13 protein-coding genes are annotated in these 13,880 nt (G+C 62.2%); 6 read left to right on the forward strand and 7 right to left on the reverse strand.

All coding sequences use genetic code 11. The features are described 5' to 3' along the window. Positions 1 to 49 precede the first annotated feature (49 nt). From aceK to dmul_RS18030, 6 genes are all read left to right on the forward strand, one after another. Positions 50 to 1,897 carry a bifunctional isocitrate dehydrogenase kinase/phosphatase gene (gene aceK, locus dmul_RS18010; RefSeq protein WP_020876349.1) on the forward strand — a complete coding sequence of 616 codons (1,848 nt, stop codon included), beginning with the start codon at positions 50 to 52 and terminating at the stop codon, positions 1,895 to 1,897. Further along, on the forward strand, positions 1,894 to 2,640 hold the full coding sequence (gene glnH / locus dmul_RS18015; protein ID WP_020876348.1) for a glutamine ABC transporter substrate-binding protein GlnH: 747 nt from the start codon (positions 1,894 to 1,896) through the stop codon (positions 2,638 to 2,640). The genes aceK and glnH overlap by 4 nt, the downstream gene beginning before the upstream one ends. 365 nt (positions 2,641 to 3,005) lie before the next feature. Next, positions 3,006 to 3,677 (forward strand): ABC transporter permease subunit, encoded by a 672-nt coding sequence (locus dmul_RS18020; protein WP_020876051.1) that lies wholly within the window; start codon positions 3,006 to 3,008, stop codon positions 3,675 to 3,677. A gap of 9 nt (positions 3,678 to 3,686) precedes the next feature. Beyond that, the gene (locus dmul_RS21115; protein WP_020876052.1) at positions 3,687 to 3,812 is read left to right on the forward strand and encodes a hypothetical protein; all 126 of its coding nucleotides are present in this window, start codon (positions 3,687 to 3,689) and stop codon (positions 3,810 to 3,812) included. Positions 3,813 to 3,837: 25 nt separating this feature from the next. After that, positions 3,838 to 5,070 (forward strand): hypothetical protein, encoded by a 1,233-nt coding sequence (locus dmul_RS18025; RefSeq protein WP_020876053.1) that lies wholly within the window; start codon positions 3,838 to 3,840, stop codon positions 5,068 to 5,070. Positions 5,071 to 5,085: 15 nt separating this feature from the next. Continuing rightward, complete coding sequence (locus dmul_RS18030) at positions 5,086 to 5,907, forward strand: mechanosensitive ion channel family protein (RefSeq protein ID WP_020876054.1); 822 nt, start codon at positions 5,086 to 5,088, stop codon at positions 5,905 to 5,907. A gap of 27 nt (positions 5,908 to 5,934) precedes the next feature. Here dmul_RS18030 and dmul_RS18035 read toward each other — a convergent pair whose 3' ends face one another. From dmul_RS18035 to dmul_RS18065, 7 genes are all read right to left on the reverse strand, one after another. Beyond that, entirely contained in the window at positions 5,935 to 8,757 is a 2,823-nt protein-coding gene (locus dmul_RS18035; RefSeq protein ID WP_020876055.1) for a carboxypeptidase regulatory-like domain-containing protein, read from the reverse strand. 67 nt (positions 8,758 to 8,824) lie between these two features. After that, entirely contained in the window at positions 8,825 to 9,655 is an 831-nt protein-coding gene (locus tag dmul_RS18040) for a hypothetical protein (protein WP_020876056.1), read from the reverse strand. Between the two features lie 85 nt (positions 9,656 to 9,740). Next, a complete protein-coding gene (locus dmul_RS18045) occupies positions 9,741 to 10,214 on the reverse strand; it encodes a hypothetical protein (protein WP_020876057.1) in 474 nt (157 codons plus the stop codon). 66 nt (positions 10,215 to 10,280) lie between these two features. Next, positions 10,281 to 10,766 (reverse strand): hypothetical protein, encoded by a 486-nt coding sequence (locus tag dmul_RS18050; protein WP_020876058.1) that lies wholly within the window; start codon positions 10,764 to 10,766, stop codon positions 10,281 to 10,283. Between the two features lie 444 nt (positions 10,767 to 11,210). Beyond that, positions 11,211 to 11,705 (reverse strand): hypothetical protein, encoded by a 495-nt coding sequence (locus dmul_RS18055; protein ID WP_020876715.1) that lies wholly within the window; start codon positions 11,703 to 11,705, stop codon positions 11,211 to 11,213. Between the two features lie 417 nt (positions 11,706 to 12,122). Continuing rightward, positions 12,123 to 13,487, reverse strand: a complete 1,365-nt coding sequence (locus dmul_RS18060; protein WP_020876716.1) for a sigma-54-dependent transcriptional regulator — start codon at positions 13,485 to 13,487, stop codon at positions 12,123 to 12,125. Between the two features lie 76 nt (positions 13,488 to 13,563). Further along, on the reverse strand, positions 13,564 to 13,764 hold the full coding sequence (locus dmul_RS18065; protein WP_040415071.1) for a FeoB-associated Cys-rich membrane protein: 201 nt from the start codon (positions 13,762 to 13,764) through the stop codon (positions 13,564 to 13,566). Positions 13,765 to 13,880: the final 116 nt, after the last annotated feature.

A 13,880-nucleotide genomic window follows, 5' to 3' on the forward strand; every position in this document is an offset into this window, starting at 1 on the left:
CGAAACGACGGCATGCCGCACGACGCATTCGGAGCGAGGAGATCAGGCCATGACCAGCGAAGATTGCCCGAAAGAAACCGCAGCCGATGCCGCGGCCTTCATCCGCGAGGCCTACGAGGCATACCAGGCGCAATTTCTGCACATCACGAAGCGGTCGCCGGACCGGTTCAACCGGCGGGACTGGAGCGGCGCCTACCAGGATGCCCTGGAACGGCTCGACCTCTACACCCGCGTGGTGAAACGAACGGTGAACGCCCTTCGACATCGTCTGGGGGACCGTCTGAACACCCCGGCTGCGGGTCCAGAGATGAAAGCCGCCTACACCGGACTCATCCGCCGGAGGGACGACGTCGAACTGGCGGAGACCTTCTTCAATTCAGTGGTGCGGAAGATTTACGCCGTCGTGGGCGTCGCCCCCCGCCTCGAATTTATCGCATCCGAATTCAAGATCCCGCGGATCGAGGACCGGACCTGCCCGGTCTGCGACGTCTACCGACCCGATGCCGGGTCGGACGGACTCGTCCGCATGTTCCGGGACATTCTGGGATTCTACGGCGCGGAGCTCCAATTTCAGGACCCCGATGCCGACGCCCGCAGAATCGCCGAGCGGACGGCATCGACCCTTCGCGATGTCGCCGGCGGCGCCCGGCCCGATATGGTGGAAATGATCACATCGGTATTCTACCGGGACAAGGCCGCCTACATCATCGGCCGGATGCGCATCGGAAACCGCATCCAACCCATAGCCGTCGCCTTTTTGAGCCGGCCCGAGGGGGCTGCGGCAGACGCGGTGCTCATGGATGAAAGCGACGTCAGCATCCTCTTCAGCTTCACCCGCTCCTATTTCCATGTCGTCGTGGACAGGCCCATGGAGCTCGTCAATTTCCTGAAAACCCTCACCCCGCTGAAACGGGTGTCCGAACTGTATACCGCCATTGGATTCCACAAACACGGCAAATCGGAGCTGTATCGCGAGCTGACCCGCAACCTCGAGACCGCCGCCGACCGTTTCGACATCGCCCGGGGTGAAAAAGGCATGGTCATGCTGGTCTTCACCCTGCCCTCCTTCGATGTGGTGTTCAAGATCATCAAGGATCGGTTCGACTATCCCAAAACCACCAATCCCCGGGACGTCCGCAACCGCTACAAGCTGGTGTTCCGGCACGACCGGGCCGGGCGCCTGGTGGACGCTCAGGAATTTCAGGAGTTGACCTTCGACACGGCCCGTTTCTCTCCGGCCCTGCTGAAGGCGTTCCGGGAAAACGCGGCCGAAACCGTGACCATTGAAGGAGACCGACTGAGAATCCGGCATCTCTACACCGAAAGGCGGCTGACCCCCCTCGACATTTTTATCGAGGAGGCACCCGAGAGCGAGTCCCGGGAAGCCGTACTCGACTACGGCCGGTCCATCAAGGAGCTGGCGGCCACCAATATTTTCCCCGGGGACCTGTTCCTGAAAAATTTCGGCGTCACGAGCCACGGCCGGGTCGTGTTTTACGACTACGACGAACTCTGCCTTCTCACCGACTGCAATTTCCGGAAGCTCCCCCCTGCCAGGGGGTATGACGACGAGATGTCTTCGGAGCCGTGGTTCTTTGTCGACGACAAGGACATCTTCCCTGAGGAGTTCCGAACCTTTCTGCGGTTTCCAGATCACCTCAAGGCGGTTTTTGAAAACGCCCATGCCGACCTCTTTGACGCGGACTTCTGGCACGGCGTCCAGGAGCGCCTGAAAACCGGTGCGGTCATTCATATCTTCCCTTACCGGGAAAGCCTCCGGTTCAGGGACGCCCCACACCCCCGACAACCCGACCTCTCAAAATCACCGCTTGATAAACCCTTCAAAATAGGCTTTAAAGAAACCTGTCAACCCCAACCAAAGGAGAAGATCTCATGAAACGTTTCCGGACGATTCTCGCCGCCGTCTGCGTCATGGCGGTCCTATGCACCCCGGCCGCGGCCAAGACCCTCACGGTGGCCACCGACACCAACTTTCCGCCCTTCGAGTTCAAGGATGCCTCGGGCAAGCATACGGGCTTCGACGTGGAGCTCTGGGATGCCATCGCCAGGCAGCTCGGCATGGACTACAAGCTTCAGCCCATGGATTTCAACGGCATCATCCCGGGGCTCCAGACCGGACAACTGGATGCGGGCATCGCCGGTATGACCATCAAGCCCGAGCGGGCCGAGGTGATCGATTTTTCCGATCCTTACTACAATGCCGGTCTGCTGATCATGGTCAAGGCCGACAATACCGACGTGAACGGCATCGAGGATCTGAAGGGCAAGGTCGTTTCCACCAAGCTGGGCACCACCAGCGAGGACTTTGTTAAGAAAAACGCCAATGCCGAAGAGGTCAAGCTCTTCCCCAACAATGACGCCATGATCCTCGAGCTGATGTCGGGCGGCGCCGACGCCGTCGTCTTCGATTCCCCGGTGCTCGCCAACTTCATGCGAAGCGATGCCGGCAAAGGGAAGGTGAAGGTGGTGGGCCCCCTCTACATGGGCCAGTCCTACGGCATCGGCTTCCCCAAGGGCAGCCCCCTCACGGCGAAGGTCAACGAAGCCCTCAAAAAGCTCAGGGAAAGCGGCGCCTACGACGCTCTCTACATGAAGTGGTTCGGTACGGAGCCGAAGTAGAAGGGCAGACTGAAGGCTGGAGACTGAAGGGGTGCGTCAGCCGCGAACGGTGCCTTTATCTCCTTTAGATCTCCTTTAGCCTGCGGTTTTCGGTTATGTGACTATGTGGTTACAGGCGTATGCCTTCAGCCTTCAGTCTTTCCGGACGGAGGTGTCGGGAGGGGACGGCGCGGGACCTTTCAGCGGTGAGTTTTAGTGTCGCTTGAGCGCCGCGGAGAATCAGCGGCCTGGACTGTTTGAGCGCAGCGAGTTTCCGGGCCGCCCGGAGCAAGCTTTAGCGACACTTGAACGAAACCGCGTCGGGCCCGGGCCGTCCCCTCCCGACACCGGCTCATGAAGGCCGAAAAATAAAAAAGGAACCGCGCATGGGATTTACATTTAAATGGGAGGTGATGCTCGAGACCTTTCCGCTGCTTCTCTCCGGCGTGAAGCTGACCGTTGTCATCACCCTGGCCGGCCTCTTCTTCGGTTTCATCATCGGCGCCGTGACCGGCCTGATGAAGCTCTCCAGGCGCCTGCTTCTCCGCAAACTCGGCGGCGCGTACGTCGAGGCGATCCGGGGAACCCCCCTCATCGTCCAGGTCATGTTCCTCTATTTCGGCATCCCCATGGCCACGGGCCTGCGGATCGCGCCGGTCACCGCCGGCATCATCGCCATTGCGGTCAATTCGGGCGCCTACATCGCCGAGATCGTCCGGGGGGCCGTGAAGTCCATTGAAGCGGGCCAGACGGAGGCGGGACGCTCCATCGGGCTGACCCAGCTTCAGACCATGCGCTACATCATCTGGCCCCAGGCCTTCCGCCGGATGATTCCGCCCCTGGGAAACCAGTTCATCATCAGCCTCAAGGACACCTCCCTGCTGGTGGTCATCGGCGTCGCGGAGCTCACCCGGGTGGGACAGGAGATCATCGCCGTCAATTTCAGGGCCTTCGAGGTCTGGCTGACGGTGGGCATCGTCTATCTGATGATGACCCTCTCCATCGCAAAGGTGCTCAGGATGACCGAAGAGCACCTTGAAAACCGCACGACACGATAAGGGGACGCCATGATTCAGGTCCGAAACCTGCACAAGCGATTCGGGAACCTGGAGGTCATCAAGGGGATCGACCTTCACATCCGTCCGGGCGAAGGGGTCTGGATGGACGGGTCCATGCCGTCATGTTTTCCATAACCCGATCCGGCAAGGCTTGACGATCATGGCATCATCGCATTCAGGCGGCGACGACGACGCCCCGGCCATCTGGGAATACACCTCCCCCGACCGATACGCACTGCCTTCGGACACGGTGGAGCAGAAGATTCGTTCGGGCATCGGCGCCCTCTTGAAAACCTTCGGAACCGAAGACGCCGCTTCGGAATCACCTGTCAAGCCAAAGGAAAAGCTCGAAAAGCTGTCCTGGTCGGAGATCAGCGACGTGGCCCCCGACCCCGGTCTGGACGCGGCCGTGGAGGCGCTTGACACGGCCCTGTCTTCGAGACTGTCCGACGGTTCGGTCGTCTTCGTTATCTCGCCGCCTCATGCCTGGCGGAGGGAGATCATGTCGGAGTGGGCCCGCCGGGCTCAATGGCGTCTTCTGGAGGGCCCCGATGCCCGAACCCTTCTCTCCGGGAGCGGCGAATGGATGCGGGACCGATTCGACAGCCGTTCGCCCTGGGTGCTTCCCCACCTTGAAAACTGCTATCTGCGCCATCCCCGATCCCTGAAAAGCATCCGCCACCTTCTGGACATCTTCTGCGCAGGCATTCCAGGTACGGGCGTCGTGGGATGTGACAGTTGGGCATGGGCCTACCTGATGAAAATCTGGAACGGCCGGCAGTCCGGATTGCTGAGCCTCCAGGCCTTTGACCGCGAGCGCCTGGCCCGATGGCTCGAGGAGCTCGCGGCCGGCGATGGCCCCCGCCGGCGCAATTTTCGCCAGGCCATCGACGGGAAATACGTTTTGACGCCCGTCGGCGACGTCGATGAAGAGAGCCGCGAGACGCCAAAGACCAGCAGTTTCCTCAAACACCTGGCCGCCTGTTCCCGCGGCATTCCCGGCGTCGCTCTGGCGCTCTGGCGGCGGGCCTTGAGGCTCGGCCCGGAGAACGACGATGACGGGGACAACGAGACCGAATCGTCACCCCCGGTGGATCCGACCACTGTCTGGATAACGGAATGGGACGCGCTCCGGAGGCCCGGTCTCCCGTCTGAAAAGGATCGGGATCTCGCCTTCACGGCCCATACCCTTCTGCTCCACGGCGGCTTGGACGCGGAGGTTCTGGCGGAGATTCTGCCCCTATCCGTCAGCCGGGTCCGGCAGATCCTTTCGGTGCTGCGGGAAACGGAAACCGCGGCGGAGGACGATGGGGTCTGGCGCGTCACCGCTTCGGGCTACCCGGCGGTGCGACAGTTTCTCCAGAGCGAGGGATACCTCACGGATCACTTTTAGGCATGGGAGGTTGCCATGGACGGCATGGAAAAGGTTTCCGACATCGCCCTGAAGCTGAAGCACTCCAATCTCTTCATGATCGGCTTCATCATCATCGCCGCCTATATCCTGGCCGTCCTGATCCAGCGCATGCTGCCGTGGCTGGCCGGGAAACTTCCGAGCCGATACCGCTATCACGTGCTGGCCCTGGTGCCGGTGATGCGGCTTCTGATCATCGCCGCGGGGATAGGTTTCATCATACCCCAGGTCATCGAACCCACCGTCGAAAACCTCCTGGCACTCTTCGCCGGCTTCGGCATTGCCCTTGGCTTCGCCCTCAAGGATTATGTCAGCAGCCTGGCGGCCGGCGTCGTCACCCTTTACGAAATACCCTATCGGCCGGGAGACTGGGTCGAAATCGAAGGGGCCTACGGCGAGGTGAAATCCATCGGCATGCGGGCCGTAAAAATTCTGACCCCCGACGACACCATGGTGGTCATTCCCCATCTGAAGCTGTGGGACGAGCTCATCTTCAACGCCAACGACGGCAGCCAGAACCTGATGTGCATTGCCGACTTCTATCTCCACCCTCTGCACGATGCGGCTGCGGCCCGCGAAATCCTCATGGACGTGGCATTAACCAGCCCGTTTCTGCAGTTCCAACGCCCCGTGAACGTCATCGTGGCCGAGAAGCCCTGGGGAACCCACTACCGCCTCAAGGCCTACCCCATCGACCCCCTGGAGCAGTTCAACTTCACCACCGACCTCACCCTTCGGGGCAAGGCCGCCCTCTCGGCCATGGGCTTTCGTTTTGCGGAATACCCCGCCTTTGAAGGCGGCCGCCCGCCGGCGGCGTGATTCGAGAGGCGCCGATACCGGCGTCGCCTATCCCTCGATCACGCCTGCTGCTTCCTGGATGATCCGGATCGTACGCTTCCTGGGCAGCACCCGGATAGATACCTCCCGTTTCTCTCCGCCGGTCAGCAGGATCTCGAACCGCTCCTTTTCCACATAGTGGTGCGGCGGCAGGTTTTCCGCATGGACGGCGAGCGTCCAGGCGCCGGGCCGCAAACCCTCGAGGCTGAATCGCCCCCTGCCGTCGGTGAGCACCCGCAGCGTCTCCGTTTCACGGGTGAGCACCACGAGGGCGTTGGCAAGGCCCCGGGAGGCCGCCACTTCGTCTCCGCCCGAGGTTTCCGGCACGGCTGTTTTTTCCCCGGCGATCCGGAAGCCTTGGCCCGGCCCTTCCGTTTCCGCGAATTCGTAAATCGTGATCCGGCCATAGAGGGCCGCGCTTCTGGCCACCCCGATCTCGACAAAGGCTTCTTCCCCGCCCTCGATGGTGACGGCCATGGGGGTTTTCTCCATGGGAACCCGATCCAGCCCGATGCTGCCCGCATCCACGTCCAGATGGACGGTCCCGGGCTTCAGAGCGGGAAAGCGGAATTCACCGCCGCCGTCCGTCACCGCGGCAGCTCCGTTCAACCGCAGGACGGCATTGGCAAGGGGCGCGCCGGTCTCCTGATGCCGGACCAGGCCCTTGAGCGTGCCGATGCCCTTTTTTCGTGCCGTGGGCAGGCCGAAGGGAATGGACAGCTCCACGACGACGGCGCTTTCGTTCCGCCGGTCGTGGAAGGTGTGCCGGCCCCGGGCCGAGACGGTCCACCCGCTGGAAAACGCATGCCGGATTCCCGCGTCCGCGGTGTACCGCTCCCCGTAGCCGAGGTCCAGGGGCCTGTAGGTTTCAAGCCGCGCGTCGATGTCCGTTCCGGTCCCCAGCCGGAGCGAACCGGTGAGGCCGGCATTCAGGAAGTCCCCGCCGGGATTTTCCGGATCGTCGCGGTTGCTGTAGCGCACATAGGCGCCGTAGGTCTGGTTGGGGGTGGGCATGACGTAACCCGAGGCTTCGTAAACCCCCACCCTCGTGTTCCGGGCTTCGAGCCGGTCCCGGCTGTCGCCCCATTCGGCGGAGAGATTGAAAAAGGCCTTGCGGAAGCGCTGTCCCAGGCGGGCCCTCAGGGTCTGTTCACGGGTGTCGTAGCCGGGGACGGAAAGCCGGTCTTCCCGGGTGCTGAAAAGGGACTCCAGCGCCAGGCTGGTTCCCGTGCGCCACTGGTACCCGAGCCCCAGGGACCCGAACCGGGTCAACCCGGCGGTCTCGTCGCCCACGTCGAGGCGGAGGTTCTCCTTTTCCTGCCTGACGGCGGCGTTCAGGGAAAAGCGGTCGGTCAGCCGGAAAAAAAAATTGCCCGAGGCATATTCCCTGTCCCGGTAATTTCCGGGAAAATCGGGCGCCGCGCGGATATATTCGATACGATAATGGGCCCGGTCGAGGGAACCGTACAGGCTGAGCCAAAAGGCAGGATCCCGGGCATTCTCCTCCCGGCCGTATGCCGCCTCGAACTCGAGGTTGACGGCGTCCATGGGGGCCAGAAGCCCCTGAATGCCGGCAAGCCGGGCGCCGGCGTCGTCGGTCCGTCTATCGAGCAGATTCACGCCGATCCGGTATCTCTCCCCGAAACGGTATTCCATGCCGAGGGCGCCCTGGGTTTCCGCCGGATCCTGCCGCAGCGTGTTCATGTAGTAGCCCCGCAGATCGAAATCGCCCAGGGTGATCCGGGAGGACGCGCCGCGGCCCTCGAGACCCTGCTCGGTGAGCCGGGAAAGGGCGTAGTACCCGTCCCCCAGCATCAGGTCGCCGGCCCGGCTACGGTATCCGGCGAAATACCGGGGGCGCTCGCCGAAGAGGCTGTTCTCCTCCAGGGTGTCGGGTCCCTGGAAGACAAAGGCGATCTCGTCGTCCCCGTCATCGCTCAACGCGCCCCCGCCCGAAAATTCCCCCTGGAACCCGCTGCCGCCGATCTCCTCTTTCACGCCCAGGTATCTGAGAGCGATCCGGGCGGGTATCCGGTGAAACCGGTCCGCCGCGCCGGTCATTCTCGGGATGACGTCCACCGCACAGGAGGCCCGGGCCGTCGTCTCTTCATCCCCGATGGAATGGAGCGTCACGTCGAGAATGTGCTTGAACCCTTCCCGAGACTTTTCATCGGTCCCGACGGTCACCCGCACCTCCCCGGACGCTCCCGGGGCCAGCGTCATCTCCCGGGGGGCGAACTCGACGGGCAGGTTCCGGCCGCTTTCCACCGCAACCGCCAGCCGGTTTTCGGTGTTGCCGGCGTTGACCGCCGAAAACCGGGCCTCATAGGCGTCCCCGGCAATGACGCTGTCCGGGGCGTCAATCACCTGAACCTGAAAATGGGAGACGGAAAGCACCGTCACATAAACCACGGCGGCGTCGCCGACAGCCGGGCGCCGGGTCGAAGCGACCCGGTAAGCGATCTCGTACCGCCCCACCCGGGCGCTCTGGGGGACAAAGACACCGACCAGGCGGACTTCGGCGCCGCCCCGGTCCACGGAAAAGGGGAAGGAGGGGGTCACGAGCTTCCAGCCCTCGGGAAGCACGGCCTCGGACAGGAATTCCAGGGGTTCGTCGGCGGTATTGGCGACGGAAAAGGTGGTGGTCACGACGGCGCCGGGGGAGGTCTCGAAAAGGGTCTGACCGCCGGGTCGGACCTGGACGCCCCGCCCGGACCCCGACGCTGGGCCGGGGCTCAGCGCCAGGAGGAGAAACAGGATCACCGCCGCGACAAGACGCCCCGCCTGCCGGGGGTCCCCGTCATGCATCGCCGAACCCGGACCGGCAGGCATGGCATTCCAACGAAACATACAACCGCGGCGGAAGGTCAGTGACCCGCGCCCCCTCCCTCCGTCGGGCTCACGGCGCGCCGGCGTCCCTGAACCTGAAGGTGTGGGCGGCCCCGAAGAGAGTGTCGCCGCCGCAGTCCGCCACCACCAGGGCCTTGTACTCTCCCGGAGGCACCGCGCTCAGGTCCGCCCGGAACCGGACCGAGGTTCCCGGATAGATTCGGGACTTCCCCCCCTCGAACCTCCCCGCCGATGCGCCGGCCGCGGTATAGCATTCCACCCAGAGGGCGGGCTTCAGCCATTGCCGGCCCGTGTTTTCCACGTCGACCTCCAGGATGCGTCGGCCCTTGGCTTTATCGAAGCGGGTCCTGACGAATTTGAGCTCCCGCGTGCCGGTATCGCCGATCTGGGTGACCATCTGGGCGCCGTAGCGCATGACCTGGCTGATCCCGAAGGAAATCCTGTCCTTTTGCTGTTTCACCGCCTCGGGGGAGGCGGTTGAGACGGCCTCGACCATGAGCATGCTCCAGTAGGTCCCGGCCAGGGTGTCATCGGGGGGGACCGCCACGGCATAGTCCACCTGGGCCGTTCCTTTGGGCGGGATCACGAGCCGCCGGGGGGCGAAGGTGATCCAGCCGGAGTTGGAGCGGGGGGCCGTTCCCGGATCGCCGTAAAGATTCCGGCCGTCGGCGTAAAAGAGGTAGTCGGTCGGGTAGACCTTGACCTCCTGGGGGGCGTCCCCCGTGTTCTTGAGCTGGATGACGCCCGTGTAGCTCCCGCCCGGCACGGCCGTCTTCTCATAGGTAAGACCGCTGGTCACCGACACCCCGGCCACGGCTGCCGTCGCCGTCCACCAGCCGACCAGCAGCCCCGTCAGGATGATGCCCCACTTGAAATTCATACCCTCTCCTCCCTGGATGTTGCGGGGCCCGGAAGACTGTTTCCCGTCCGCCCCATTAAACCCGCCCCTGTTGCCGCCGGAGCCCTCACGGGACATCGACGACGGTGTAGTACACCATGGTTGAACAGGCGGACGGCGGTACAGCGATGGAGGCCCCCGTCATCTGAAGCTGGAGCCTGATCCCGTTCACGTCCCCGGTCCCCGAGAAAAACGGGGTGTTGACGTTGGTGATTTCCTGAAAAGACTCGCCCCCGTATACGCCGCCGGCGGTTTTCCTGGCCCAGAGGCGGAGACGCCCGTCCCAGGCGTCGTCGACCTTCCGGATCTCCACGCGCCAGACGTCGTCCGGCCCGGCGGTGCCCGAAATATCGAGGATGATCTGCCCGGAAGCCGAGGCATGGGTGCTTTTCAGGTCGCTTCCCGGCCCCAGCGCCAGATCGTTTTTGTCGATGGTCTCATACCAGGCCCCGGTCACGGCGATGGACGGGGCTGCCATGACCTGCCCGTGAAACAGCAGGATCAGCAGGCTTGCCCTCAGGATTCCGATAATGCTTTTCATTTTTGTTTTTCCCAACGGTCCGGAGCGTCCCGCGCCGGACCCGACTGAGGCCGACCCGCCGCTTTCTCAATCGGAAAGCGCGAAGGTGACCGTCCCGGCATCGGAAGGGCACACGCCCGCCGACGCCGTGGCTTTCAGCCGGTAGGTCACGGCGCAGGCGGCGTCCGCGACCCGGCCGATCCCCGTCACCACCGCCGAGCCGGCCGGGGTGAGGCCTGCGTATCCCAAGCCGGTGCCGCTGCCCGAGGGAGCCGACACGCGGACCTCGAGAACGGTATGCGCCGGCATGGGCGCATCGATGCCGGCAGTGATCCGCCGGTTGACGCCGTTGGTGGTGACGGCCAGAACGGACGAGCCGTCCACGGCGTCGAAGGGCTGCTGCCCGGCGATGGCGCCGGAGATGCCGAGGCTCGGCCGGCCGGTCACGGCGATCTCGTCGATCGGCTGGAAGTCGAAGACCACGGGGTGGCTGCCCACGTCACCCCCGATTGCGGCCCCGGCCCCGAAAAGACCGATGACCGCCGCCAGGCAACACCAAAATAGAAGCTTCATGGACTGTCCTTTTGTATTGTCGGTGACCAGAGTGAATATCCTGCCTGTTGCAGCGAACCCGGAGCGAAACGACAAAGCGATAGTCTCGAGTATCTATCTATTGAGGATCGCTCAGGATTTAGATTACGGATGTAGCAATAATACATTCAACTTCCATGACGGCGACCGGAAAGAGGTGCCGGGAGGATACGGTCCGCGCCCCTTCAGCGGTGAGTTTTAGTGCCGCTTAAGCGCCGCGGCGGATCAGCGGCCCGGACTGTTTGAGCGCAGCGAGTTTCCGGGCCGCCCGGAGCAAGCTTTAGCGGCACTTGAACGAAACCGCGTCGGGCGCGGGCCGTATCCTCCCGGCACCGGCCTGTGAAAGGCGAATGTTGAGCCATAAAAATGAAATGAGACGGACCCATTACGCGATCCGTCTCATTGGAATTTCTCAAGGTATCAATTTCAAACCTCACCATCAATAATGGTGAAAATGACCGACGGGCTGGTTGTGCTGGTCGCCGCATCGGCCTCAGCCGTAGCGGTCAGTTCGTAAGTGATCGAATTGGTGTCATCAGCCAACTTGCTGATTCCTGTTACTACGTTCTGAGATGTTGTCGAAAGTGCCACTTTTCCTTGGCTGCCTTGTCCTTCGCCGGGCGCCGCCAGGGTGACGGCAAGGGCGGTTCCGTCAGGCATACCTAACTCCAACGCGGCTGTAATTATCTTGTTGCTTTCGTTGGTGGTAATAGCGTAATTGGCGGTAGCCTCTACCGGAGTCGGTTGACTACCGGCATCGGGAATTGCGATTGTCAACGTCGGAGTTCCGGTAACGGCCAATTCATTGATGGTCGGTATTGTATAGGTTACCGTTTGGCTGTCATTCTCAGCCGCCATCGCCATCCCCCCAAACCCCAGAATGCACCCCGCCGTCATCAGAACCGCTGCAATTTTCTTCATCCTTTCCTCCTCGCTTTCTATTGTGTCTCTGCTTGAAATGATTGGCGGGTGCTGTCCGGCGTGATGCCGTCACCCGCGATTCCTACTGCCCAAGTCCTGGAGCAAAGGATATGCCAAATATTACCATTTTTTTATTTATGCCGTTATATCAAAGGCTTTAGTTTCTGTTTTCTTTTCCCCAATCCGGAACGAGGCCCTGCGCCGTGAAAATACCGGCGGAGTTGTTCAATATCCGACACTATAACAGGGCCCACAACAGGGAATTATGGATACAAACGATTGGATTTAAATCACAAAACATGCAGAAAGGCGGATGTTCAACATCGGGCACGGGGATGTCCCGATTCAATCAACGGTCAGTGCCGGGTGACGATGCTGACGGCGAAAGGGGGGTTGGATCCTGGAAGGGGACGGGGACTATTCGGGCTTCCGGATGCCGTATTTCTTCATCTTGCTGTAGAGGGTGCCCCGGGCGATGGCGAGGCGTTCGGCAGCCTGTTTGAGGTTCCAGCCGGTCTCCTCCAGCACCTTGGAGATCAGCGTGAATTCGGCCTCGGGCAGGGAGCTGGAGGAGAGGGTGAGGGAAAAGTCGCTCTTCAGAGCCGCCCGCCTTGCCACATCGGCGAGGTCGCTGGGGAAGATTTCAGGGCCCTTGCAGAAAATCACGGCACGCTCCATGATGTTCGCCAGTTCCCTGACGTTTCCCGGCCAGTCGTACCGGCAGAGCAGATGCATGGCCGGGCCGGAGATGCGGGGGATGTTCCTGCCGGCCTCGGCGCTGTATTTTTTCAGAAAATGATCGGCCAGAAGCGGAATGTCCGCCTTCCGCTCCCGGAGGGAGGGCATGGCGATCCTCGCCACGTTGATGCGGTAGAAGAGGTCCTCCCTGAAGCGGCCCAGAGCCACCTCCCGGCGCAGGTCCTTGTGGGTGGCGCAGATGAACCGGGCGTCCGCCGTAAGGGTCTGCATCCCGCCCACCCGCTGGAAGGTGCCGTTTTCGAGGATCCGAAGCAGGGAAATCTGGGTCTGGACCGGGATATCCCCGATTTCGTCCAGGAAGATGGTACCGCCGCGCGCCAGCTCGAAATGCCCCTTTTTCCGGTAAAGGGCCCCGGTAAACGCCCCTTTCTCATGGCCGAACAGCTCGCTGCCGATGAGGGTTTCCGTCAGGGCCGCGCAGTTGACCTTGACCATGGGGCCGGATCTTCTGGGGCTGTTGTAATGGACGGCATCCGCCGCCAGGTCCTTGCCGGTGCCCGTCTCCCCCGTGATCAGGACATTGGCGCTGGAGGCGGCCACATCCTTGATCCGCTGGAAGACCCGGAACATCCTGGGATCCCGGCCGATGAAATTCTCGAGCCGGTAGTGCTTCCGGCGCTCATGCCCTGAAAACCGGTTTTTGTCCAGGATCTCCTTGTGCCCGGCGACGTTCCGGATGAGGGATCTGACGGCCTGGAAGTCAAAGGGCTTCAGGATATAGTCGTAGGCCCCCGCCTTGATGGCGTTGACGGCATCCGACACGGCGCCGCTTCCCGTCACCATGACCACGAATGTTTCGGGAAATTCCTGCCGGATCCGCTCCAGCAGTTCGAACCCGTCCATCCCCGGCATGACGACATCGGATATCACCAGGTCCGCCGGGAAGGCCTTGAGGATTTTCAAGGCCTCCTCCCCGCCGGACGCGGTCCGGACCTGGAAAGGCTCCTTCCCGATGGCCTTGGAGAAAAGGTTCCGGATCACGGGGTCGTCATCCACAAACAATATTTTAATCTTTCCGTCCACTGGTCTTCCTGATTCTTCCGGGCCTCGACGGTATGAAAGAAAGGGGGGCAACGGCGGGAATCCGAAAACCGCCCGATTATGATCCCCGCCCCGCTCCGTCACGATTTTCCGGCCATCGATCCGCTTCGGCGCCCTTTTCACAGCTCGAGGCCATACCGCACCCCGAGCAGCCGCACCCGCAGGCGTCTTTCGGGGGTGCCGTCATCGTCCGCCATATGCGTCGGACCAGATAGGCCGTCGATATGCCCACCACCAGCAATACAATCCATTTATCCATAATGCCTCTTTGCGGTTGTTGCGTTAAACTCAGAATCCCACCGGGTAAACGCCCACTTGCCGGGAAAAAGACGAAAAAAGGAATCACTCGCCTCCGGATCTACCTCACCTATACAA

It is taken from the genome of Desulfococcus multivorans, from assembly GCF_001854245.1.
GTDB classification, from domain to species: Bacteria; Desulfobacterota; Desulfobacteria; order Desulfobacterales; family Desulfococcaceae; genus Desulfococcus; species Desulfococcus multivorans.

What these genes read in the sequence shown, in the direction of transcription:
- aceK (WP_020876349.1), top strand. Translation starts at nt 50, where the DNA reads ATGACCAGCGAAGATTGCCCGAAAGAAACCGCAGCCGATGCCGCGGCC.
- dmul_RS18020 (WP_020876051.1), top strand. Translation starts at nt 3,006, where the DNA reads ATGGGATTTACATTTAAATGGGAGGTGATGCTCGAGACCTTTCCGCTG.
- dmul_RS21115 (WP_020876052.1), top strand. Translation starts at nt 3,687, where the DNA reads ATGATTCAGGTCCGAAACCTGCACAAGCGATTCGGGAACCTGGAGGTC.
- dmul_RS18030 (WP_020876054.1), top strand. Translation starts at nt 5,086, where the DNA reads ATGGACGGCATGGAAAAGGTTTCCGACATCGCCCTGAAGCTGAAGCAC.
- dmul_RS18040 (WP_020876056.1), bottom strand. Translation starts at nt 9,655, where the DNA reads ATGAATTTCAAGTGGGGCATCATCCTGACGGGGCTGCTGGTCGGCTGG.
- dmul_RS18055 (WP_020876715.1), bottom strand. Translation starts at nt 11,705, where the DNA reads ATGAAGAAAATTGCAGCGGTTCTGATGACGGCGGGGTGCATTCTGGGG.
- dmul_RS18025 (WP_020876053.1), top strand. Translation starts at nt 3,838, where the DNA reads ATGGCATCATCGCATTCAGGCGGCGACGACGACGCCCCGGCCATCTGG.
- dmul_RS18065 (WP_040415071.1), bottom strand. Translation starts at nt 13,764, where the DNA reads ATGGATAAATGGATTGTATTGCTGGTGGTGGGCATATCGACGGCCTAT.
- dmul_RS18045 (WP_020876057.1), bottom strand. Translation starts at nt 10,214, where the DNA reads ATGAAAAGCATTATCGGAATCCTGAGGGCAAGCCTGCTGATCCTGCTG.
- glnH (WP_020876348.1), top strand. Translation starts at nt 1,894, where the DNA reads ATGAAACGTTTCCGGACGATTCTCGCCGCCGTCTGCGTCATGGCGGTC.
- dmul_RS18035 (WP_020876055.1), bottom strand. Translation starts at nt 8,757, where the DNA reads ATGCCTGCCGGTCCGGGTTCGGCGATGCATGACGGGGACCCCCGGCAG.
- dmul_RS18050 (WP_020876058.1), bottom strand. Translation starts at nt 10,766, where the DNA reads ATGAAGCTTCTATTTTGGTGTTGCCTGGCGGCGGTCATCGGTCTTTTC.